The 23,116-nt window shown below is 63.3% G+C and carries 18 protein-coding genes; 8 read left to right on the top strand and 10 right to left on the bottom strand.

Annotation, left to right across the window (positions count from 1 at the left end):
• Positions 1 to 260: 260 nt before the first annotated feature.
• The 8 genes from OXT71_02365 to OXT71_02330 form a co-directional block, all read right to left on the bottom strand.
• Positions 261 to 1,496 carry an integrase arm-type DNA-binding domain-containing protein gene (locus OXT71_02365; protein ID MDE2925225.1) on the bottom strand — a complete coding sequence of 412 codons (1,236 nt, stop codon included), beginning with the start codon at positions 1,494 to 1,496 and terminating at the stop codon, positions 261 to 263.
• A 96-nt stretch (positions 1,497 to 1,592) separates the two neighbouring features.
• Entirely contained in the window at positions 1,593 to 2,552 is a 960-nt protein-coding gene (locus tag OXT71_02360; GenBank protein MDE2925224.1) for a hypothetical protein, read from the bottom strand.
• A 283-nt stretch (positions 2,553 to 2,835) separates the two neighbouring features.
• On the bottom strand, positions 2,836 to 3,738 hold the full coding sequence (locus OXT71_02355) for a hypothetical protein (protein MDE2925223.1): 903 nt from the start codon (positions 3,736 to 3,738) through the stop codon (positions 2,836 to 2,838).
• Positions 3,739 to 3,892: 154 nt separating this feature from the next.
• Positions 3,893 to 4,984 (bottom strand): zinc-binding dehydrogenase, encoded by a 1,092-nt coding sequence (locus tag OXT71_02350; protein ID MDE2925222.1) that lies wholly within the window; start codon positions 4,982 to 4,984, stop codon positions 3,893 to 3,895.
• A gap of 22 nt (positions 4,985 to 5,006) precedes the next feature.
• Positions 5,007 to 5,960 carry a hypothetical protein gene (locus tag OXT71_02345; protein ID MDE2925221.1) on the bottom strand — a complete coding sequence of 318 codons (954 nt, stop codon included), beginning with the start codon at positions 5,958 to 5,960 and terminating at the stop codon, positions 5,007 to 5,009.
• An 80-nt stretch (positions 5,961 to 6,040) separates the two neighbouring features.
• A complete protein-coding gene (locus tag OXT71_02340; protein ID MDE2925220.1) occupies positions 6,041 to 6,826 on the bottom strand; it encodes a hypothetical protein in 786 nt (261 codons plus the stop codon).
• Positions 6,827 to 6,994: 168 nt separating this feature from the next.
• Positions 6,995 to 7,939 (bottom strand): hypothetical protein, encoded by a 945-nt coding sequence (locus OXT71_02335; GenBank protein ID MDE2925219.1) that lies wholly within the window; start codon positions 7,937 to 7,939, stop codon positions 6,995 to 6,997.
• A gap of 91 nt (positions 7,940 to 8,030) precedes the next feature.
• Positions 8,031 to 8,867 carry a carbon-nitrogen hydrolase family protein gene (locus OXT71_02330; protein MDE2925218.1) on the bottom strand — a complete coding sequence of 279 codons (837 nt, stop codon included), beginning with the start codon at positions 8,865 to 8,867 and terminating at the stop codon, positions 8,031 to 8,033.
• A gap of 104 nt (positions 8,868 to 8,971) precedes the next feature.
• Here OXT71_02330 and OXT71_02325 point away from each other — a divergent pair, with 104 nt between their 5' ends.
• From OXT71_02325 to leuD, 8 genes are all read left to right on the top strand, one after another.
• Positions 8,972 to 11,599, top strand: coding sequence for a PIG-L family deacetylase (locus OXT71_02325; protein ID MDE2925217.1), 2,628 nt, complete (start codon positions 8,972 to 8,974; stop codon positions 11,597 to 11,599).
• Between the two features lie 34 nt (positions 11,600 to 11,633).
• Complete coding sequence (gene ychF, locus OXT71_02320) at positions 11,634 to 12,734, top strand: redox-regulated ATPase YchF (protein MDE2925216.1); 1,101 nt, start codon at positions 11,634 to 11,636, stop codon at positions 12,732 to 12,734.
• 58 nt (positions 12,735 to 12,792) lie between these two features.
• On the top strand, positions 12,793 to 14,037 hold the full coding sequence (locus tag OXT71_02315; protein MDE2925215.1) for an MFS transporter: 1,245 nt from the start codon (positions 12,793 to 12,795) through the stop codon (positions 14,035 to 14,037).
• 125 nt (positions 14,038 to 14,162) lie between these two features.
• Positions 14,163 to 15,248, top strand: coding sequence for a thioredoxin domain-containing protein (locus tag OXT71_02310; GenBank protein MDE2925214.1), 1,086 nt, complete (start codon positions 14,163 to 14,165; stop codon positions 15,246 to 15,248).
• Between the two features lie 41 nt (positions 15,249 to 15,289).
• Positions 15,290 to 16,363, top strand: a complete 1,074-nt coding sequence (locus OXT71_02305) for a HupE/UreJ family protein (protein MDE2925213.1) — start codon at positions 15,290 to 15,292, stop codon at positions 16,361 to 16,363.
• 99 nt (positions 16,364 to 16,462) lie between these two features.
• Entirely contained in the window at positions 16,463 to 18,010 is a 1,548-nt protein-coding gene (locus tag OXT71_02300; protein MDE2925212.1) for a 2-isopropylmalate synthase, read from the top strand.
• Positions 18,011 to 18,121: 111 nt separating this feature from the next.
• Positions 18,122 to 19,522: a 3-isopropylmalate dehydratase large subunit gene (leuC, locus tag OXT71_02295; GenBank protein MDE2925211.1), complete on the top strand. Its 1,401-nt coding sequence runs from the start codon at positions 18,122 to 18,124 to the stop codon at positions 19,520 to 19,522.
• 10 nt (positions 19,523 to 19,532) lie between these two features.
• Positions 19,533 to 20,123, top strand: a complete 591-nt coding sequence (leuD, locus tag OXT71_02290) for a 3-isopropylmalate dehydratase small subunit (GenBank protein ID MDE2925210.1) — start codon at positions 19,533 to 19,535, stop codon at positions 20,121 to 20,123.
• 212 nt (positions 20,124 to 20,335) lie between these two features.
• Here the strand turns inward: leuD and bcp are convergent, their stop codons facing one another.
• Together bcp and selD are read right to left on the bottom strand one after the other, a co-directional pair.
• Entirely contained in the window at positions 20,336 to 20,806 is a 471-nt protein-coding gene (gene bcp / locus OXT71_02285; protein ID MDE2925209.1) for a thioredoxin-dependent thiol peroxidase, read from the bottom strand.
• Positions 20,807 to 20,850: 44 nt separating this feature from the next.
• A complete protein-coding gene (gene selD, locus OXT71_02280; GenBank protein MDE2925208.1) occupies positions 20,851 to 23,115 on the bottom strand; it encodes a selenide, water dikinase SelD in 2,265 nt (754 codons plus the stop codon).
• Position 23,116: the final 1 nt, after the last annotated feature.

The following is a 23,116-nucleotide window of genomic DNA, read 5'->3' as shown; positions in this document are numbered from 1 at the left end:
GGGTCGCTCCCTTCCACCTCCGCTTTCCCCGTGCGGGCGCGCCGAAGCCGGGAATATGTCCGTAACTGACTGAAAGGACAAGAGATCGGGGAAATCGGAGGTGTGAGTAAAAAGGCGTCCGGGATGGAACACGGGTCCATTGTCTCACTCACACTCCCGGATCGACACCGAACCCCACTTTTCAGCGGTCTATTTCGAGCTCCCGGACACCAGCTCGAACGCCAGATCCCGAAGCCTGCCGGGAGGACCACCACGGCGGCTCATCGCCGCCGACCGGACACCAGTTGCCGACTCCCGCCGGCCAGATAGCTCGCCCAATCCTCCATGAGCACGCGTCGGCGCTCGAACAGGTCCGTGCGCCGGTACGCTGCTTCGACCTTGTTCTTCACCACATGCGCCAGCGCCGCCTCGACCACCTCGCGCGGATGATCCGTCTCCTCCGCCGCCCAGTCCCGGAAACTCGACCGGAACCCGTGCGGCACGGCCGGGATCCCGTTCCGGCGGAGCAGATGGCGCAGCGCCCCCTCGGCGAGCGGCTTTCCGCCCCTTCGGGTGAAGACCAGCCGGGCGGTTCCACCATCCATCGTTTGTGTTTCGGCCAGAATCTCCTTCGCCCGGCCACACAGCGGCACCCGGTGCTCCCGTTTGGACTTCATGCGCGTTCCGGGAACCGTCCACGTCCTTTGCGCCGGATCGATCTCCGACCACTCGGCCCACCGCACCTCGCCCCACCTCGCCGCCGTGAGCACCAGAAACTCGAAGGCCAGCATGGACACGGGCGCCGCGTTCGAGGCCCGCACCCTCCTGACCGCCGCCGCCACCTCCCGATGCGGTAAGGCCCGCATGTGCCGCACCATGGCGTCCTGTGTTCCGAGAACCGACCCGACGCGGTCGCAGGGGTTGTCGATCCTGAATTCCATCGCCACGGCCCACTCCAGGACCGCGCGGATGCGCTGGCGCAGCTTCCGGGCGGTGGGCGGCTTCTCGTGCCAGATCGGAGCCAGAATCCCGATCACGTCCGCGCTCGTCACCTCCGAGACCGGCAGCCTCCCGATGTGAGGAAAGGCGTAGCGCCCCAGGCTCACCATCCAGTCCTGAGCCACCCTCGGATTGCGCCAGCCGGGCCGCTTCTGCTCCACCACCCGCTTGACGGCTTCGGCAAAGGTCGGCATGTTCCAGACGCGGCGTCTCTCGGCCAGCGGATCTCCCCCCTCGCGGGCCAGCTTACGGTTGGCCCGCGCCTTCTCGCGGGCTTCGGCGAGCGTGACCAGCGCCACGCTGCCGAGTCCGAAGTCGCGGCGCCGTCCCCGGATGACGAGGCGTTGGACCCAGCTCCGGGCTCCGCTCGGCTGGACGAAGAGGTACAGGCCGTTGCCGTCGCAGTGTCTGCCCGGCGGGGCGGAGCGCACGAATGCGGCGGAGAGCGCCTTGTGAGGATGGCGCCCCTTCGGCTTGGTTCTCCGGACTGGATCGGTCGTGTTCCTTACTTCAATCATTACCACATAATACAGCGGATGGAGCTGGAAATCAAGGGACGTCTCGGGCAAGAGAAACGGGTCCAGATTAGATCTAACTCGCAGTAATGACACCACTTAATAGATAATCCGGGACGTCTTGGGATATCGTTGGAATCTGTGTGGATGTATCCGCAGGGAATACAGCGCTCCGCCCAGTTGGGGGATGGGGTTCCGGCGGCGTCGATATCGACCTTGCCGCCGATAGGCCTCCAGCAGTTGCGCCACCTTCGCCGCCGGCCCCACGGCCAGCCCGTCCGTCAGAAAACGCAGACGCCGGCGAAATCCGCCGGGGCGGGCAAATCCCCTTCGCTCCTCCTGACGGAGGATCCAGTCGGGGATGGCGGCCTGGTTCTCCCGGGTGGGAATCGCGCCTCGATGGTACAGCCGCACTCGGTAACTGCGGTACACGTCCTCTCCGGGATCCGCAGAAAACAGCTCGTCCAGTGGAATCAGCTCTTGATCCTGGCCATTGAGCCGCCAGCAGGCCGAGCCCCACATCCACTGCCCGGGCCGCTGGACCAGTCCGGCTCGGACCGGATTGAGCTCCACGTAGAGTATGGCGTCCTGGACGGCCTGTTCATCGAGCAGTTCGGAGCTCTTGAAACGATCGCCCCAGAGATGACCTCGCCGCTCATGCGTGTCGTTGAACCACCGGGCATACTGTCCGTCCAGGTCGGCCATCAGTCTCGACAGGTCGAACAGACGCCGATTGAAGGACTCCCATTGGGCGTCGGTCCAATCGCCAGTGAACTCTTCCACCCGGTGTCCATAGAGCTGCCCGGCATGGTCCTCCAGCTCCTTAGGGGACAGGGAGCGGAATTTCTCGAAATGGACGACGAGGTGGAAGTGATTGTCCATGATCTGGTAGGCGGCCAGGCGACAGCGGTAGACGTTCACGTAGAACAACATCATGTGCAGGAGTTTGAGACGGGCCTGGCGATTCCTGAAGGGGAACCAGCCGGGCCGGCCGACGACTCGATTGGTGACGTGATAGAAGGCGGCTTCCGAGCTCTTGTGTCGGGCAGTTCGGGCCATGGTCGTTGTCCTCCGGGTTTCGGGATCGGACTCCCAGTGGAGGCGATTCGCGCCCCTGCTGACAACAACGATCCAGAACCGGGAAGGACGAAGGAAACTCCGTCCGTCTGTCCGTCGGGAAAACAAACTGTCCCCTCGTTCCGCGGAAAACAGACTGTCCCCTCGTTCCCCCTCTTTCTTTCCGGAAGCAGCACGTCAGTGTGGCGCAGGTGGCCTTGCCTTCGCCCGACGGACGAATTGGGCCGCTACTCGCGTTCCACCCTCACAAGTCAGTTCCAGGTGTTTACTTGATGGCGAAGGCCTGGGGGGTGATCCGGTACTTGTGTGAAATGCGGTCGATTTTGATCTCCCAGTGCCCCGCGAAACCGTTGCGGGGTGCGAATCCGGCGCCCGAGTCCGCGCCGGTGGCGGCAGACTCGTTGAGGGTGATCCGGTAGTGATGCGGGAGGGTCAACCCGTCGACTTCCTTGAATTCCGAAAAGGTCTCCATCAATTGGATCCGCGTGTTGTCCGCGGGCCCGTCGGCGGCGCCAAAACCGGGTCCTTGTTGTGCGATCATCGAACCCCGCCCCACGCCGGCAGGAATGGTCAGGCGGTAGCTGCTGGCCACGTGGCGGTAGGTTTCAGGCTCGAAGTAGAGCCGGATTCTGTATTCCACTCCCTTCTTGGGCCGATACTCCAGCTCATGAAGCTTCCTGCCCTCGAACTTCTTGAGTCCCCGGTAGCGGACCTTGGCCCGCCTCTTGTCGAGATCCAGCAGAGCCCAGTCGGTGGTGAGGACACCTCCGTAGAGACCCTCCTGCGCCAATCGGGGGAAGTGGATCCAGAGGGCGGTACCCAACTGGGACCGGATGCCCGGAGTGATGTAGGCGATGTCCAACTTGTCCCCGTTGCGGATGATGGTCTCCTTGGGATACTGGATATGGCCGAAACCGAAACTGGTCCGAAGTTTATCTCCCTCAGCCAGAATCATGGCCGGACCGCCCAGCTTGCCCAGGCCGCCGACGCGGATGTCCAATGTCCCCAATCCCTGTGCGACCCGATTCTTCCGCACGGGGTTCTCGCCGATGGACGTTCGATGCCGGGCGATCAGTTCGTCCGTCGCTAATTTCTTGGCCGTTCCGTCCACTCCCGCGAGCGGAAACAACAGGATGGAAAGAGCAATCCGGAATCCCCACTTACGCATGATTCACCTCCTTGTCATTCGGCCATCATCCACAATGGATGGGCGCTGAGCCGGAAGGGTTCATGTCGAAGCTTCGGCGAGCGGCGTGACATTCGAGCCGCTGGCGGGTACGAAGTCGAAAAACACGGCTTGCGTCAGCCTCGGTTGAATCGAATCAGGAGGTCAGCGAGACGCGGATGGCCTTGCCTTCGTCGGCCAGGGCGAAGGCCTCGTTGATCTCCGTCAGGGGGAATGTATGAGAGATGATCTTCTCGAACGGATAGGCATGTCCCCGGCGGGCCAGAAAATCCAGGGCCCGGGGGAGCACCCACGGAGCATAGGCAATGACTCCGCGGATGGTGTGCCCGGACCGGACACTGATGGCCGGGTCCAGGGCGGCGGTCCTTCCCGGCGCGACGTTTCCCACCCAGAGATAGCGGCCGAACTGGCGGAGCAGGTGCACGCCTTCCTCCACCGGCAGGGGGGATCCGGCGAACTCGGCCACCACGTCGGCGCCCTGGCCCCGAGTCAGGTCCATGATCATCTCTCGACGGTTCTTCCGGTTCACGGATTCGATGTTGACCGTAAGGTCGGCGCCGAAGGAGCGGGCCAGCTCCAGCCGGCTCTCCAGCCGGTCGAAGACGACGACCTGGCCGGCCCCCATCTCCTTGGCCAGGGAGCAGGCGTACAGTCCCAGTCCGCCCGCGCCCTGGACGACGATGGTGTCGCCCAGGCGGACCCCGATCTGTTCCAGTCCGTAGAGCACCTGGCAGAGGGCGCAATTGACCGGAGAGACCTCGGAGTTGCTCAATCCGGGAGGGACCTTGCAGACCGTTTGTCCCCGGCGCAGGTAGTAATACTCGCCGTAGGCTCCCCTGAAGTGAGGGGCCTCGGCGGCATCCTGGAACCAATGGTCGGACCGGTTGGGGCAGGCGGGCGATCCGTCCATGCATGCCGCGCAGTTTCCGCAGGGAAGGAAGTAGGTGTAGGCGATCCTGTCGCCCTCCTGGAGCCGTTGCCCCAACACGTCGGTTTTCACCCGGCGCCCGAGGCGAAAGACATCTCCCACCATTTCATGTCCCGGGACGAAGCCCTCCCCCTGGGTGAACTCGGGACCATGCCCGTGCCAGATGTGCAGGTCCGACCCGCAGATGTTGGAGCGGCGCACTCGGACCAGAATGTCGTCGGGACCCACGTCGGGAAGAGGGAATTCCCGGAAAACCATCTCCTTTCGGGGGCCCAGCGAAACGGCGGCGATTCCTTGCATCGGTCCTGATCCCTGCGCGCGGCTACGGGATGGCGAAGGCCTTTGGTGCGATCTGACGATCGTGCGACATGCGTTCGAGCTTCATCGCCCAATGGCCCACGAATCCGGTGTTGGCGTCGACGTTGAGACTGATCTGGTAGTGATGCGGCAGGGTCAGGCCGTCGACCTGCTTGAACTCCGAGAACCTCTCCGTCAGTTCCACGGTGCTGCGGGTGGTGGGGTCGTCTCCGGCTCCCGGGCCTCCGATCTGCCCCAACAGGCTGCGTTGGCCGTCGGACACGGTCCGGCTTCCAGGAGAAATTCCTCCCCCGGCGCCCACCGGGGCCCCGCCTCCACTGGAAATGTTGGTCAGGCCGCGCATGGCGCTACGGGGAACGACGATCCGATACTTGCTGGCCACGTGGCGGTAGGTCTCCGGTTCGAAGTAGAGACGGACCCGGTAGCGGACCTTTTTCCTGGGCTTGTAATCGACTTCGTGAAGCCGCCGGCCCTCGAATGTCTTGAGTCCCCGGTAGCGGATCTTGGCCCGCTTGTTCTTCAGGTTGAGCAGGGCCCAGTCGGTGGATAGGACGCCCGCGTAGAGTCCTTCCTGCACCAGCCGGGGAAAGTTCTCCCAGATGACCGTTCCCAGTTGGGATCGGACACCGGGAGTGATGTAGGCGATATCCAGTTGGTCGCCGTTTCGGATCAGGGTTTCCTTAGGGTATTGGACATGGTTGAAGATCAGCGCGGTCCGAAGCTTGTCTCCCTCCGCCAAAAACATGGCCCGGCCGTTCAGATTGCCCTGGCCACCCACTCGGATGTCCATGGTGCCCGAACCCTGGGCAACCCGATTCTTCCGGGCGGTGTTCTCGCCGATGGCTTGTAAATGGAGGGCGATCAGCTCCTCCTTCTTCAATTTCTTGGCCGCTGCATCCACAGCCGCGAACGGCGGCAACAGGGCGAAGATAGCGATCCGGAATCCCCAATTTCGCATGATTTACCTCGTGCTCATACGGCCGTTACCCAATCCGGATTTCCTGAAACTTCGGTCTTCCTTGAATCGACACCCAACGACTACTTGATGGCAAAGGCTCGAGCGGCAATCCGCATATCGTGCATCACGCGATCGAACTTGATCTCCCAATGTCCCACGAAACCGCCGATCGCAGAGGCGTTCAGGGCAATCCTGTACTGATGTGGCAGGGTCAACCCATCGACTTCCTTGAAGTCCGAAAAGGTCTCCGTCAAGCTGATGCGGATCTTGTCTGCGGGCCCGGAACCGGCTCCAAACGCACCTCCACGAATGTCTACGATTCCCCGCCCCATGCCGGCCGGCAAAGTCAACCGGTATCTGCTCGCCACATGACGATAGGTCTCCGGTTCGAAGTAGATCCGAATCCGGTAGTCAACGCCGTTCTTCGGCCGGTACTCCAACCTGTGAAGTCTCCGGCCCTCGAACTTCTTGAGTCCCTGGTACCGGACCCTGGCGTGTCTTTTTCCCAGGTCCATTAGCGCCCAGTCGGTGGAGAGGACCCCCCCGTAGAGCCCTTCTTGGGCCAGGCGGGGGAAGAAGTCCCAAAGCGTGCTCCCCAGTCGGGACCGTTCGCCTGGACTGACGTAGGGAATGTCCAGCTCCTCCCCGTTGCGGATGAGGGTCTCCCCCACGTATTGCGGATGGCCGAACTTGATTTCGGTCCGGAGTTTGTTTCCCTCTGCCAGGAGCATGGCCGGACCGACCATCTTGGCCCTGTTTCCCACCCGGATGTCCAGGGTTCCCAAGCCCTGAGCGACACGATTCTTCCGGGCCGGATTCTCACCGACGGCTTTCAGGTGGAGAGCGACAAGCTCATCGGCCTTCATCTTCTTGGCTGATACAAACGGAGTCGCCAAGAGAAGCGCGCCAGCGGCGAACGCACCGAAGATTCTCCACGGTCGTGTAAATTTCCCTCTCTCCGATGGATGGAGGTTCCAGTTCATCATTCCCCGTCCCAAATTCAGCCGTCGACTTTGCCGTGAAGTTGCAGGCGCCTACTTGATGGCGAAGGCCCTGGCGGCGATCTTACGATTGTGCGACATACGCTCGATCTTGATCTCCCAGTGTCCGACGAAACCGGATTGGGCGTCGACGTTGAGGGTGATCCGGTAAAGATGCGGCAAGGTCAGCCCATCGACCTGCTTGAAGTCCGAGAAGGTCTCGAACAGGTTGATCCGGTTCTGGTTCGACGGCCCGTCGGCGGGACCCGGACGAGTATTGTACTGTGGTCCCGAGAATCCTCCGCCTCCCGGAGCCGTAGCACCTCCCGCGCCGCCGCCTCCACCAGTGCGGCCGTCGCCTGCAATGTCCACCAATCCTCGCCCCATTCCACCCGGCACCGAGAGCCGGTAGCTGCTGGCAACGTGGCGGAAGGTCTCAGGTTCGAAGTAGAGGCGGATGCGGTAGTCCACCCCCTTCCTGGGCTTGTACTCCAGTTCGTGCAGCTCTTTCCCTTCGAACTTTTTGAGTCCCCGGTAGCGGACCTTGGCCCGCTTCTTCTTCAGGTTCAGCAGCGCCCAGTCGGTGGAGAGGACTCCTCCGTAGAGTCCCTCCTGAGCCAGCCGGGGAAAGTTGTCCCAGAGGGCCGTCCCCAGTTGAGAGCGGACGCCCGGGCTGATGTAGGCGACGTCCACCTTGTCCCCATTGCGGATCAGGGTCTCCTGGGGGTATTGGGTATGCCCGAAATTGAAGCTGGTCCGGATCTTGTCCGCCTCCGCCAACACCATGGCGGGCCCGCCCAGCTTGCCCTGGCCTCCGACCCGGATGTCCATGGTGCCCAATCCCTGGGCCACCCGGTTCTTCCAGACCAGGTTCTCGCCGATGGACTTCAGATGGAGGGCGACCAGTTGGTCCGCCTTCATCTTCCTGGCCGGCAGATCCACCGCCGTGAGGAGAAACGCCGCGACGGCGCAAATGATCAGGCACGTTGATTTCTTCATGGTTTATCCCCTTATTGAAGGACCCCCGTTCTCGATGCAGCAAGGACTATTGCCCAAGAACGAACGGGCAAAAAAATGCATGAACTGAATGTCATATTCGCTTAGTCGATCCGGCGGGGTCAAGTCTCCGGTGGCTCAGGGCGGGGAGTTCCCGGCGAATGGTCTCCTGACGCCGGGCATCCAGCCGGGCCAGGATCACACCTTCGCCGTCGGGAGCCACGGCCAGGGAAACTCCCCAGGGATCGATGATGGCGGAACGTCCGCAGGTGGCGAATGCAGGCGTGTGCCGGCCGCACTGATTGGGCGCGATGACGTAGGCCTGATTCTCGATGGCGCGGCTGCGCAAAAGGACCTCCCAGTGATCCCGCCCCGTCGGCAGCGAGAAGGCCGACGGGACCAGCAGGATCCGGCAGCCCCGGACAACGAGACTCCGATACAGTTCCGGGAAGCGCAGATCGTAGCAGATGGAAAGGCCCAGGCGGCCATGGTCCGTTTCGGCGGAGACGACGTCGCGGCCGGGAGCCACCCAACTCGACTCCTGGTAGGACACCCTTCCAGGCAGGTCCACGTCGAAGAGGTGGATCTTGCGGTAACGGGCCAGGAGGGATCCCGAGCTGTCGAAAAGAAGACTGGTGTTATAGACCCGGTCCCGGCCCTCGGCGCGCTCGCAGAGGCTGCCTGCCAACAAAGTGATCCGGAAACGGCGCGCCAGATCACCCATCCTTCGGCTGGTGGGACCCGGGACCGGCTCGGCGGCGCGGATCACCTGTTCCTTGCGGCCCAGGCAGTTGAAGAGTTCCGGCAACGCCACCAGCCGGGCGCCCCGCTCGGCAGCTTCCCGGACCAGCCGCTCGGCGGTCTCCAGATTGCGCTCCTTGTCCTCTCCCGAGGTCATCTGGACCGCCGCTGCCCAATAGGTGTCGCCCATGCCGCCCCCGTTCCGAGACTGGTATGATTCTACAGGTTTGGCGCCAGCCTGCGCCGACCGCGGCTTCGTACATGCTCCGAATCCGAGTCTAGAGAGTTCGGTCTATGGATCCCGAAAGACTTGAAATCAACCGTTGCGAGCCAGCACGATCCGGAAGCGGACCGCTTTTCCCGGCGGTGCTCTTCCTGCTGTCAGTGTTCTCCATTCCACTGGCCGCGACTCCGCTGGAGTTGGAAGAGGACCAGGGGCTGACCGGCTTCGGCTTGGCGTTGCGGCGTCTCCCGCCCACGGGTTCTCTGCTTTACATCACGGCCCACCCCGACGACGAAAACAACGCCGTCCTGGCCAAGGTGAGCCGGGGGCTCGGGATCCGCACCGCGCTTCTGAGCCTGACCCGGGGAGACGGAGGACAGAACGAGATCGGTCCGGAACTGTTCGAAGCTCTGGGAGTGCTCAGGACCCAGGAACTCATGCGGGTGCATCGTTTCGACGGCGCTCGCCTGTACTTCACCCGGGCCTATGAGTTCGGCTACTCCTTCAGCGTCGAGGAAACCTTGCAACGCTGGGGCGAGGAAGTGCTGCGGGACGTGGTCCGGGTGATCCGGGAGTTCCGGCCGGACGTGATCTTGACCCTCAACCCCCATGGCGCGGGTGGGGGACAACATCACCAGGCGTCGGGGCGCCTGGCGGCGCAGGCCGTCGAGTTGGCCTCGGACGCCTCTCGTTTCCCGGAACAGCTTGAGGAAGGCCTTCGGACCTGGCAGCCATCCCGCCTGTATCAGGCGCCGGGTGTGGGGTGGGCTTGGGGTGATGGAAGTTCCGCATCGAGCCGGACGGCCGCCATCGAAGTGGGCGAATATGATCCGCTGCTGGGAGAATCGTACGCCGAGTTTGGAGCCCGGGCCCGGAGCAGCCATCGCTGCCAAGGGATGAACGTCCTGCCCGAGCCAGGATCGCGTACGGCTTACTTCCGTCTGATCGAGGGCGATACGGATCTGGGTGACGGAACCGGCTTCTTCGACGGCCTCGATATCTCATTGATGAGAGTGGCCCGGCATGATCGGGAGTTGGCCGGCGGCCTGGAGAAACTCCAACGTCTGATCGGGCAGATCCGGGACGACTACGCCGAGTCTCATCTCGATCAGGCGGCTGCGGGAGTCATGCAGGGCTTGGCGCTGGTCCGGGAATTGGCAGCCCGGACCGGCAATGCCGAGGCTCGATTTCTGCTTCGAGCCAAGGAGCAGGACTTTCTTGCGGCCGCCCGCCGGGGGCACTTCATCTACCTGGACGCGCTGGTCCGCCAGAGCCGGGACGGACGCGTCAATCCGGGAGAAGAACTGCTGGTCCAGGTCCGCTTTCTGAGCCGTTCCGGGCGTCCGGCACGCCTGCGCTCGGTTCAGTTGTCGGGCGCTGGAGATTGGAACGTCCGGAGCCTGGGAAGATCCGGTCCCATCAGCGAGTTCCGGGCCACGGTCCCGGCCGAGGCCGGCTACACGCAGCCGTACTGGTTTCGGCCCGATTCGAAAATCGATCTTTTTTCGGTCCGCGAAGGTTTCAGCGGCGTCGAGGCGGTGAGTCCATCAGCCTTGAAAGCCCAGGTCACGTATGTCTCGGACGGTGTCGAAGCCAGCGCCGAGGTTCCGGTCCGGTACCGCTGGTTCGACCCGGTGATCGGCGGCGAGCGGCGGCGGGAACTCCAGGTGGTCCCGGATGTGACTCTCGAGTTGGAGCCGGAGGTCCGGATCTTCGTTCCGGGCGCCACGCAAGGGAAGATCTTTCACGTCCGCGTGGAGAACGAGAGTCCCGGGAGTCTCGATACGGTCGTGGAGTTGCTGGCTCCGGCGGGCTGGCGGGTGCAACCCCGGACTCGCGATCTGTCGTTCCGGCGGGAGGGGGAGACCGCCACCGTCAAATTTGAAGTGGAGCCGCCGCAACATCTCGAACCGGGCAGCTACCGGCTCGAGGCCCGGGCGAGAGTCGGAGGCAGGACCTACTCCCAGGGCTACCGGTCCATCGACTACCATCATGTCGAGACCCGGCACCTCTATCGGCAGGCCCGGTCGCTGGTCCAGGCGTTCGATGTGAAGGTGGCCCCGGTCCGGGTCGGCTACGTGATGGGAGTCGGCGATCAGGTCCCGGCCGCGATCGAGGATCTGGGATTGGAACTCAACTTCCTGGACGCCTCGGATCTGGCCGAGGGAGACCTGTCCGGTTTCGACGTCATCGCCACCGGTGTCCGGGCCTATCTGAACCGCGCCGACCTGAGATCCAACAACCATCGGCTTCTGGAATATGTGCGCCAGGGCGGGCATTTGCTGGTCCAGTACAACAAGTACGAGTTCAACCGGGAGCAGTACGGTCCCTACCCGGCGCGCATTCACCGTCCCCACGATCGGGTCACGGACGAGACGTCGCTGGTGCGAGTCCTGGAGCCCGATCATCCTGCGCTGACCTGGCCGAACACCATCACCGATGCCGATTGGGAGGGATGGGTCCAGGAACGGGGTCTCTACTTTTTGGGGGAATGGGACCCGGCTTATCGACCGTTGCTCGAGTTGCGGGACCCCTTCCCTTACAACCCCGAGGCCAAGCGTGGAGCCCTGGTCGTGGCCCGCTACGGGAAGGGGACTTATGCCTATACCGGCCTGGGGTTTTTCAGGCAACTCCCCGCCGGTGTGCCGGGCGCCTTCCGGCTCTGGGCCAATCTGTTGTCCTTGGGAAAAGCGCCGTGACGCTCCTCTTTCCTCATTCCTCTAAAATGATCCAATGCTCTCGCTGGGGATCGTCGGCCTGCCCAACGTGGGCAAGTCCACCCTCTTCAACGCGCTGACCTCGGGCGCGGCGGGCGTATCCAACTATCCCTTCGCCACCATCGACCAGAATGTGGGCCAGGTGCCGGTCCCGGACCCGCGGCTCCGGGACCTGGAGCGGTTGCTGGCGCCCAGCGAGTGCACGCCCTGTTTCGTGCAGTTCATCGACATCGCCGGCCTGGTGCGGGGCGCCAGCCGGGGAGAGGGCCTGGGGAACCAGTTCCTCGGTCACATCCGGCAGGTCGACGCTCTCGTCCACCTGGTGCGCTGTTTCCCGGACCCGGATATCGTCCATGTCCTGGATCGGGTGGACCCCGCCCGGGACGTGTCGGTCGTGGAAACGGAACTGATGTTGGCTGACTTGGAGGTCCTTGGCCGGATCGTCTCCAAGCAGCAAAACACGTGGAGGACCGATCCCCGGACCCATGCCAGGGAGAAGGAGCAGTTTCTTCTTTTCCAACGATGCCTGGAAGATGGGGTTCCCCTCAGGTCGCTGGACCTGGACCCGCAGGCACAGCGGCGCCTCAAAGGACTCGGGCTGTTGACGGGCAAGCCTGTCGTCTATGTGGCCAACGTCGCCGAGGAGGACTATTCGCTCGGCGAGGACCAGCCCTGCGTCCGGTCGCTCAGGGCGGAGGTGGCTCCCGCCGGCCCGAACCCGGTTCTGGTGGTCTCGGCATCCCTGGATCATGAACTTCAGCAGTTGGATCCCGAGGACAGGGAGGAGTTCCTGAACGAACTGGACCTGCCGGCCCCGGGTCCGGAACGGCTGATCAGACGGGGGTTCCAAATCCTGGATCTGGTGACCTTCTACACCATCGCCCGAAAAAAGCTCCGGGCCTGGGAGATTCCCCGGGGCACACCGGCCGTCCGGGCGGCCGGAAAGATCCACACCGACATGGAACAAGGATTCATCCGTGCCCAGGTTGTGTCCGGCCCGGAGCTCTGCCGGACCGGGGACTGGAAAGAGATGCACCAGAAGGGCCTGATCCGCACCGAGGGCAGGGATTACGAGATACAGGACGGAGACGTGGTGGAGTTTCTCTTCAGCCCGTGAGAGGCTGCGCCGTCCGCCGTTGCCGTGTGCGGCACGGGACAGCCATAATACCGGCGCCATGGGAGACTCGGAATCGGCTTCTCCATCCCGGGCCGGCGTTTTTCTGCGAACCTTTCAGGCCTTCCGGTACCGCGATTTCCGCTTGATGTGGACCGGCGCCTGCACCTCCGCCATCGGGACCTGGATGCAGACGACGGCCCAGTCCTGGCTGGTCCTCACCCTGACAAACTCCCCCTTCTATCTGGGTTTGATCGGTTTTCTGTCTCAAATGCCCATCGTCCTGCTGGCCCTTGTGGGAGGAGCCGCCGCCGATCGGGTGGACCGGAGAAAGCTTCTGCTCTTCTCCCAGTACGGCCAGATGGTCTCGGCGTTCATCCTGACGCTTCTGGTCTTCGCCGGCGAGGTCGAGCTGTGGCATTTCCTGGTCCTGGTGACGGTGGTGGGGACCGCCCAGGCGTTCGGTGCTCCGGCCTTTGCCGCTCTGATTCCCGGCCTGGTGAAACGCCGGGACATGGCCAACGCGGTTGCGCTGAATTCGATCCAGTTCAATCTCGCTCTGGTCATCGGACCGGTCCTGGCCGGGTTGATCATGACCTCCTATGGCGCTGTCGCCTGTTTCGGACTCAACGGGCTCTCCTTTGTGGCGGTGATCTGCAGCCTCTACCTCATAAAGAGCAGTTTCCGGCCCGCCGCCAGGAAGGAGACGGTCTGGGAAGGGATCCGGAACGGCCTCCGTTTCGTACGGGCCCGCAAGGCGCTCTGGCAACTGAGTTTTCTGGGTTTCGTCCTGACTTTCAGCGCCCTTCCCATGACGATGCTCCTGCCGGTCTACGCGCGGGACATCTACGGCATGGGGCCCGAGGGGTATGCCGGGATGATGACCTGCTCGGGCATTGGAGCGGTGGTGGGGGCACTGATTTCGGCCAACCTGGGATGGATGACCCGCAGAGGCCGGTTCAGCATTCAGGTCCAGGTCGTCCTGGCCCTGCTGTTGGCCCTGTTCGCCGTCTCCACGAACCTCTACCTGGGGCTGCTGCTTCTCTTCCTCTGCCGAGTCTGCCTGATGGTGCTCTTTGCCTCCGTCATGACGCTGGTCCAGGAAGCCACGACGGAAGAGATGCGCGGGCGAGTCCTGAGCATCTTCAATCTGGCCATGAGGGGAGGGATGCCGGTCGGAAATCTGGTGGCAGGACTGCTGGCCTCCCGGGTCTCCGCACCCTTCGCCCTTTTGGTAGGAAGCGTACTGATGGGAGGAGTCGCCGTTTACTGTCTCCTCCTGCGGGTGCGGGTCACACGGCTGTAGTGGTTCAAACCGAGACGGACAAGCGGCAACGGAGAGACGTTCCAGTCGACCTCCACTGATCCTTCGCGCCTCGGCTCCCAGTCGTAGTAGACTGAGCCGGAACTCATTCAGGGCCGGGAGGCTTCATGAAGTACGCATCACACCGGACCACCCGCCGGGGTGGAGTCCTTCTTATTCTGGCGGCCACGGCGTTGGCCGGTTGCCTTGGGGTATCGATGGGCGCCCAGCCGGAAAAGGGCCGTGTGCTGGCCCGGGTCAACGGAGTGGCCGTTACGGAGGACGAAGTCCGCCAGGCCGCGGCCTCCGACCTGAAGAAACTCCGCTTGACCCGTCTACAGTACGAGGCGAAGCACAAACAGAAGGTCCACGACGCGGTCGAGTCGAATCTGGATCGGCTGGTGGGCCTGAAACTGTTGGAGCAGGAAGCCAAGCGGCGGTCGCTCCCGGTGCAGGAGTTGCTGCGGCTGGAAGTGAGCGTCGGCATGAAGCCGGCCACCGATCAGGAGGTGGCCGGTTTTTACCAGAGCAACCGGAAGAAGCTGAAAAAGTCCCTCGAGGAGATGTCCGGAGAGATTCGGCGATATCTGAGTCGGCAGCGGTACCAGAAGCGCTATCAAGCATTTGTGGACCGTCTCAAGGCAGCGAACCAGGTCGAGTCGTTGCTGGAGCCGAACCGGGTGGAGATCCGGACGCTTAGCAGTCCGTCTTTGGGCCCGATGGACGCGCCGGTCACCCTGGTGGAGTTTTCCGACTTTCAATGCCCCTACTGCGCGCGTCTCGCCCCCGTCGTGAAAAAGATCGCTGGCGAGTATCCAGGGAAGGTCCGGGTGGTCTTCCGGCAGTTTCCCCTGAGAAGTATCCATGCGCACGCTCAGAAGGCGGCGGAGGCTTCCCTGTGCGCATTCGACCAGGGCCGGTTCTGGGAGATGCACGACGCTCTCTTCGGCGACATCAAGAAGTTGGGGCCCGGGGACTTGACGACCAAAGCCAAGAAACTGAATCTGGATCCGGAGGCATTCAACCAGTGTCTGGAGTCGGGCAAGTATGCGGCCACCGTCCAGCAGGATCTGGAGGACGGAATGGCGGCCGGAGTCTCAGGGACGCCGGCGGTTTACATCAACGGCCGGGTGCTGAAGGGTTCCAAACCCTACGAAAGCATCAAGAAATTGGTTGAGGAGGAACTGCAGCGGGCGGGGGTCCATCGTCCCTGATGACGACTTCCGGCTCGGCGGCCTGTCCTCGGAAATCCCCGTTGATCCGGGCGTCTCCCCTCGCATTGAGCTGGTGGGGTTGCCTGGCCTGGCTGGTTGTTTCCTCGTCTCAGCTTCACGCACACCAGGGCTCGGTGGGTTACTGGTCGATTCAGGTGGAGCCGGCCCAGGTGCGGTCCACGATTCGTATTTCCATTCTGGACCTGAACTTTCTTCCCGAATTGGATGCGAACCGCGACGGGGTTCTCGAGTATGAGGAGGTCTCCGCGCGGCGTGAGGACATCCAGTCCCGGCTCCTTGAGACTTTCCGAATTCTGAGCGGAGAGCAGACGGCAGACACCCATGTGAAAAACTTCCGGATCCTGGACTCGGGGGAGTTGGAATTGTCCCTGGACCATCGATTTCAGGAAACACCGGGGGAACTTCAACTGGAATCCGCCTTCCACAAGCTCACCGACGACCGCCACCAGACCTTCTGCCAGGTCAACATGGACGGGGAGCTCACCCAGTACGTTCTTGATGTCGGCCGGCCGGTGGAGAGGATCGAGGTGCTGACGGGATGGGCCGGTCTCGCCCGCCGGGCAGGCCGTTTCCTGGTTCTGGGAGTGGAGCACATCCTCACCGGCTACGATCATCTGGCTTTTCTGTTGGGGCTGATCATTCTGGGAGGCACCCTGAAGTCGCTTGTGGGTGTCGTTTCCTCGTTCACGATTGCTCACAGCCTGACGCTGATTCTGGCCACACTGGACTTGGTCATCCTGCCCACCCGATTCGTGGAGGCGGCCATTGCGTTGAGCATCTGCTATGTCGCTCTCGAGAACATGTTCGTGCGGGAGGTGCAGTACCGCTGGGTCATCACCTTCTTCTTCGGACTGATTCACGGATTCGGGTTTTCCAATGTGCTGCGGGAGATGCAGCTTCCCAGGTCAGGGCTGGCCGTCTCCCTCCTCTCGTTCAATCTGGGCGTCGAGGTGGGACAACTCGCGATCCTTCTCCTCCTTTTTCCCGCGGTCCTCTACCTGAGCCGGCGGCGCTGGCACCCGGTCGCCATCAATCTGGCCTCCGCCCTGATGCTGGGTCTGGGGGGGTTCTGGTTCGTGCAGCGGGTGATCTGAAGGCGTTCCCTCCGGCGGGTCGCAAATTGACCTGGAAGGATCAGTCCTGCTACTGTTTAAGGCTATTTTTCGGTTGAGTCCAACTCTCGGAAGGGGCCCATGTCGGAAAAAATCTACATCTTCGACACCACGTTGCGTGACGGCGAGCAGTCTCCCGGATGCTCCATGAACCTTCAGGAGAAGCTGAAGATGGCCCGTCAGCTGGAACGGCTGAACGTGGACATCATCGAGGCCGGGTTCCCCATCGCTTCCCAGGGAGACTTCGAGGCGGTGCAGGCCATTGCCGCCGAGGTGCGGGAGCCCACCATCGCCGGTCTGTGCCGGGCCAATCGAATGGACATCGAGCGGGCCTGGGAGGCCCTGCAGCGAGCGTACAAACCCCGGATTCACACCTTCATCGCCACTTCGGACATCCACCTGAAACACAAGCTCAGAAGATCCCGGACCGAAGTGCTGGAGGCCTCGGTGGAGGCCGTCAAGATTGCCCGGGACCTTTGTGAGGACGTTGAGTTCTCCGCCGAGGACGCCACCAGGAGCGACATCGACTACCTGGTGGAGGTGTTCGACGCTGTCCTGGAAGCGGGCGCCACGACGGTCAACATCCCCGACACGGTGGGCTATTCCGTTCCCGGTGAGTACGGGGCTTTGATCCAGATCCTCCGCTCCCGCCTCTCCCACCACGAGCACGCGATTTTCAGCACCCACTGCCACAACGATCTGGGGCTGGCCGTGGCCAATACGCTGACCGCGTTGGAGCGCGGTTGCCGCCAGGTGGAATGCACCATCAACGGCATCGGCGAACGGGCGGGGAATGCCTCACTGGAAGAGATCGTCATGATGCTGCGGACCCGGGGCAGCATCCTGCCCTTCCACACCGACATCGTCTCGGAGGAGCTCTACGCGGCGAGCCGCATGGTGGTGAACTTGACCGGAAGCTTCGTCCAGGCCAACAAGGCCATCGTGGGCAAGAACGCCTTCGCGCACGAGGCGGGAATCCACCAGGACGGGATGCTCAAGAATGCCCAGACCTACGAGATCATGACTCCCCAGTCGGTGGGTCTCAAGAGCAGTTCGCTGGTGCTGGGCAAGCACAGCGGACGCCACGCCCTCCTTCGGAAGTACCAGGATCTGGGCTACGAACTCTCCCGCGACGAATTGCACCGAGCCTATTTCTTTTTTACCAAGTTGGCGGATCAGAAGAAGGAAATCTTCGACGAAGACCTGATCACCATCATCCAGGACGGAATCAAGACGATTCCGGACACCTACAAGCTCAAGTACGTTCATGCGCAGGGCGGGAATCAGCAACTGGCATCGGCTGTGGTCCAGCTCCAGCAGGGTGACGACGAGTTCGTCGCCACCGCCCACGGCGACGGCCCCATCGATGCCATCTACAAGGCCATCGACCAGATTACGGGGATCACCGGCCGGCTGCTGGATTACAACGTCAGCGCCGTGAGCCGGGGCAAGGACGCCCTGGGTGAAGTCTTTGTTCGAACCAGGTTCGGCGGAATCGGATACACGGGGAAGGCCGCCAGCGTCGATGTCATCGATGCCAGCGCCCGCGCTTATCTGAACGCCGTCAACAAGGCTCTGTACGAAGCCGGCAGGTTGGAGAGGGAGGCGCCGCGCAGCGCCTCGGCCTGACGGGTCCCGGCGGGCCGGCCCCTTCGCGGCACCCATCCGGGGCCGGCGGAGCACCATCTTGGACTGCCCGGCTGAGCAGTCCTCAACCAGCCAGGGGAACAACTCATAGACATGCCCAAGACCCTCTTCGCGAAGATTTGGGATGATCACGTGGTTCACCAGGAATCCGGGCGGCCGGACCTCCTCTACATCGATCGCCACCTGGTGCACGAGGTCACTTCGCCCCAGGCCTTCGAAGGCCTGCGTCAGGCGGGACGAGGGGTCAGGCGTCCCGGCCTGACGACGGCAACGGTGGATCACAACATCCCCACCGTCGATCAGAAGTTGCCCATTGCCGACCTCATCGCCAGAAAGCAGGTGGAGACGCTGCGCCGGAATTGCCGGGAGTTCGGGGTCACCCTCTACGATCTGGACAGCCGGAATCAGGGCATCGTGCACGTGATCGGGCCGGAGCTGGGCCTGACCCGTCCGGGGCTGACCATGGTCTGCGGCGACAGCCACACGTCGACCCACGGCGCCTTCGGAGCCTTGGCCTTCGGAATCGGCACCAGCGAGGTGGAGCACGTACTGGCCACCCAGTGTCTGATCCAGAGCCGGCCGCGGACCATGCGGGTCCACTTTTCCGGCAGGCTCTCTGCCGGCGTGACCGCCAAGGACGTGATTCTCTACATGATTCGCACCCTGGGGACGGATGGCGCGGTGGGACATGTCATCGAGTACGCCGGGCCGGCGGTCGAAGGCTTCTCCATGGAGGAGCGGATGACGCTGTGCAACATGTCCATTGAGGCGGGGGCCCGGGCCGGAATGGTCGCGCCCGACGAAACCACCTACGAGTACCTGGAGGGACGCCCGTTCGTCCCGCGGGGAAGGGACTACCAGGAGGCGGTGGGCCGGTGGCGGCTCCTCCCCAGCGATCCCCAGGCCGAATTCCACCGGGACGTGGACCTGGACGTGGATTCCCTGGCGCCCCAGGTGAGTTGGGGGACCAATCCTGCAATGGTGGTGGACGTGACGGGCGTGGTTCCCGATCCGGAAGCCTTTGACGAAGAAGCGGACCGGGAATCGGGACGGAGAGCCTTGGACTACATGGATCTGGATCCGGGAACTCCGGTGCAGAGGGTTCGCGTGGACCGGGTTTTCATCGGGTCCTGCACCAATTCCCGAATCGAGGACCTGCGCAGCGCCGCCCGCATCGCCCGGGGACGGAAGGTGGACCAGCAGGTCTATGCCATGGTGGTTCCCGGTTCCCAGCGAGTGAAGGGACAGGCCGAAGCGGAAGGACTGGACCGGATCTTCATCGAGGCCGGGTTCGACTGGCGGGAGTCGGGTTGCAGCATGTGCCTGGGCATGAACCCCGACGTCCTTCAGCCCGGACAGCGCTGTGCTTCCACCTCGAACCGGAATTTCGAGGGCCGCCAGGGGAAAGGCGGACGGACCCACCTGGTGAGTCCCGCCATGGCGGCGGCGGCGGCGATTCAGGGAAGGTTCGTGGATATTCGAGACTGGCTCTGAGGCAATCGTCATGGAACCCTACCGGCGGGAAACGGGCAAGGTGGCCACCCTGGATCGGGCCAACGTGGACACCGACCAGATCATTCCCAAGCAGTTCCTGAAGCGGATCGAGCGAAGCGGGTTCGGCCGGTTTCTCTTCCATGACTGGAGGTTCCTCGAAGACGGGAGCCTCGACCCCCGTTTCGAGTTGAATCAGTCCCATTTCCGTGGCGCCACCGTGTTGTTGACGGGCAGCAATTTCGGCTGCGGGTCCTCCCGGGAACATGCCCCCTGGGCGTTGCTGGACTACGGATTCCGGACCGTAATCGCGCCCTCGTTCGCCGACATCTTCTACAACAACTGCTTCAAGAACGGGATGCTGCCCATCAGGCTCCCGGGGCGGCAGGTGAGGGACCTCTTCCGGCGCGTCCGGGAAAACCCGGACTACACCCTGACGGTGGACCTGGAGAGCTGCACCCTCCGGGATGGCCTGGGTCTGAGACTGGAATTCCCGGTGGAGCCGTTCCGCCGGCACTGCCTGTTGGAGGGGCTCGACGAGATCGGGCTCACCCTCCGCCACGAGGACAAGATCAGCCGATACGAGGCGGCTCGCTCCCTCTGAGAAAAAGGGGGGGCGATTTCCAATCGCCCAGTCATCGTCGCCAAAGTTGTCACATTGGAGTTCGGCGGTTGGAAACCGCCGCTCCGTTTCGGCGGTTAGGAAACCGCCGCTCCCGCTCCCGTCCGCCGAAACGGACCGGGCCGGTGGGGGAGCTCCCGGTTGGTCGGATTCCGGAGTTCCCCGTCAAGGCGAATCCAGGGCCTCGCGAGGCCTCAGGCGGACCTCAATGTCTCCAGCTTGTCCCGCACCTTCCCGGCGTGTCCCTTGGCCCTGACACTGCGCCAGTGGTGAGCCACGATGCCGGACGGATCGATGATCACGGTGGAGCGTTTCACGCCCATGAAGGTCCTGCCGTACATCTTCTTTTCGCCCCAGGCCTGGTATTCCTCCATGACCTCGTGATCGGGATCCGAAAGGAGGGAAATCTTCAGGTCGAACTTGTCGATGAAATTGCGATGCTTGCGGGTGGTGTCGGGGCTGCAACCCAGGACCACGGCATCGAGTGCCGCGAATTCCTCCACGCCTTCGGTGAATTCGCAGGCCTCGACGGTGCAGCCGGGCGTGTTGTCCCTGGGATAGAAGTAGAGGACGACCCACTGGCCGTCGAAGTCACTGAGGCGGACGTCCTGGTCCGCTTGGTTCTTGAGGCTGAAGTCAGGGGCTGGTTTTCCGATTTCGATCATCTTTCTTGTTTCTCCAGGATGAAGTTTACGGCTGCCGGGGCCGTTCAGAGGTCGATGATGATGGGTTCGCGCCCACCCTCCTTCGCTTCCACGGCGCCAATGATAGCTGCCTCGGGGTCGCCCCCCGCCCGCAGCTCTTCGACACAGGTTTCCGCGCGTTGGCCAGGCACGCTGGCCAACAATCCTCCCGCGGTCTGGGGATCGCACAACAGCGGGAAGGCCGGTGCTGTCGACGCCAGTCTAGGGTTCCGAACCGTTTGCTGCAATCGGAGGTTTTGAGGATGGAGCGAGCTGTGGATTCCGGCGCCGGCGGTCTCGATGGCCCCTTCCAGAAGGGGGACGGCGGGCAGTGAGATCCTGACCTGGACGTTCGAACCCCGGACCATTTCGAACAGATGCCCCAGGAGACCGAATCCACTCACATCGGTGCAGGCATGGACCGCGTGCCGGAGAAAGCTCTCGGCGGCTTGCTGATTGGACCGCAGCATGGACTCCTGGGCCCCCTGAATCCAGCGGCCCTTGGCCTTCAGCCGCATTTGAGCGGCAAAAAGGGCGCCGGTCCCCAGGGGCTTGGTCAGGATGAGGCGGTCTCCGGGCGCCATCGCTCCTTTGCGCAGGAGCCGGCCGGAATCGGCGAGGCCGGAGACGGCCAATCCCAAGGCCAACTCGGGGCCCTCCAGGGTGTGGCCTCCCACCAACTCGGCTCCGGCCCGGTGCAGGACCCGTCTCGCGCCTTGCAGCAACTCCTCCAATGTCACTTCCATTTTGCCTTCGGAAGCCAGGACCAGCGTAGCGATGGCCAGTGCAGTCCGGGGCCGGCCGCCCATGGCGAAGATGTCGCTCAGACAGTGGTTGGCGGCAATCTGGCCGAAGACAAAAGGATCGTCGACGATCGCCGGAAACATGTCGACCGACTGGAGCAGGGTCTGTCCCGGCGGGACCGACAGCGCAGCCGCGTCCTCTCCGGCCTCCAGTCCCAGCACCACATCCGGGAGGTTTCCCGGATCGATCCGGCCCAGCACCCGTTCCAGGACGGCGGCCCCCACCTTGGATCCGCATCCCCGGCAACGCATCAGGCGATCCCCAGCGGGGGCCGCCGGCGTCTTCATGGTCCCTCTCCCAGGGGAAACGGCCGGCGCGGCTTGAATCTCCGGGAGATGGTTGAAGCGCGCCATGAATCGCCGGTCGATCCGGTCCTTCCAATGCCAGACCCAACGCCCCTCCATGGACCAGGAGCCTCGGGAGGCCACGGCCCGCCGGTCCCCGGTGCTGATCAGGCTCAGGAATTTCCGCTGGGGATGAAACGGTTTCGGAGGAAGTCCCTCCAGGGACCGCCGGAGATTCCGTTCGAGTGGCTTGCCCTGGCGGACGGCGAAGACCCCCGCTTTCTCCCGGGGACGGGAGATCACGGCGGCCACATCTCCCGCGGCGAAGACTCCCGGATGGGAGGTCGACTCCAGGGTGGCTTCGACTCTCACGAATCCCCGGGCGTCCACCTCCAGCTTCGACTCCCGCAGCCAACCGGGGGCCGAAGCCTGTGTGACCCATAGAATCTCATCCATTTCATGGCTGGACCCGTCCTCCAACGCCAAGGTTCGGCCCCGGACCCGGACGACCCTCAATCCCGGGTAGAGCCGGATGCCGCGGCGGCGGAGCACCCGCTGAAACTTGGATCGGACCCATTGATTGTGGGTGGGAAGGATGGTCCCGGAATCGAAAAAAAGATGGAACTCCGGAGGCCGGAGGGGCCGGCCCGATTCCCGGCGCAATGTCTCCAGCGCATGGCGGACCGACAACAGGAGCTCGACGCCGCCGGCTCCGGCTCCGACCACTCCGATGCGGGTTCTTCCGGGTCTGGCCAGGACGCGTTGCCTGACCTCGGACCAGCGGCGGAGAAAGTTGCCGATGGGCTTGACCGGAACCACCGATTCGGCAGCTCCCGGAACCGGGTCGAGAGTGGGCGTGGAGCCGATATTGATGGAAACCAGGTCGTAGGGAACGGGCGGCCGGGAACGGCACAGAATCCTTTTGGAATCCAGATCCAGGCCGACGGCCTCATCATGGTAGAGGCGGGCGCCCGCAAACTGGGAGAGAGGCCCCAGGTCGATGTGCGTCTCGTCGTATTCGTAGTGACCCGCGATCAGGCCCGGAAGCATGCCGGAGTACGGGGTGTGGACGTCCCGGGTGACGAGGGTCACGCGGACGCCCGGCATGGGCTCTGCGCCGAAGCCCTTCAGGACTCCGACGTGGCTGTGGCCGCCGCCGACCAGAACCAGATCCTTGGTGACGGGAACTTGAATCGGGTTCATG

This window comes from Acidobacteriota bacterium, assembly GCA_028874215.1.
Taxonomy (GTDB): Bacteria; Acidobacteriota; UBA6911; order RPQK01; family JAJDTT01; genus JAJDTT01.
The sequence above is the reverse complement of the archived record's forward strand: the minus strand, read 5'-3'. Positions and strand labels throughout refer to the sequence as shown.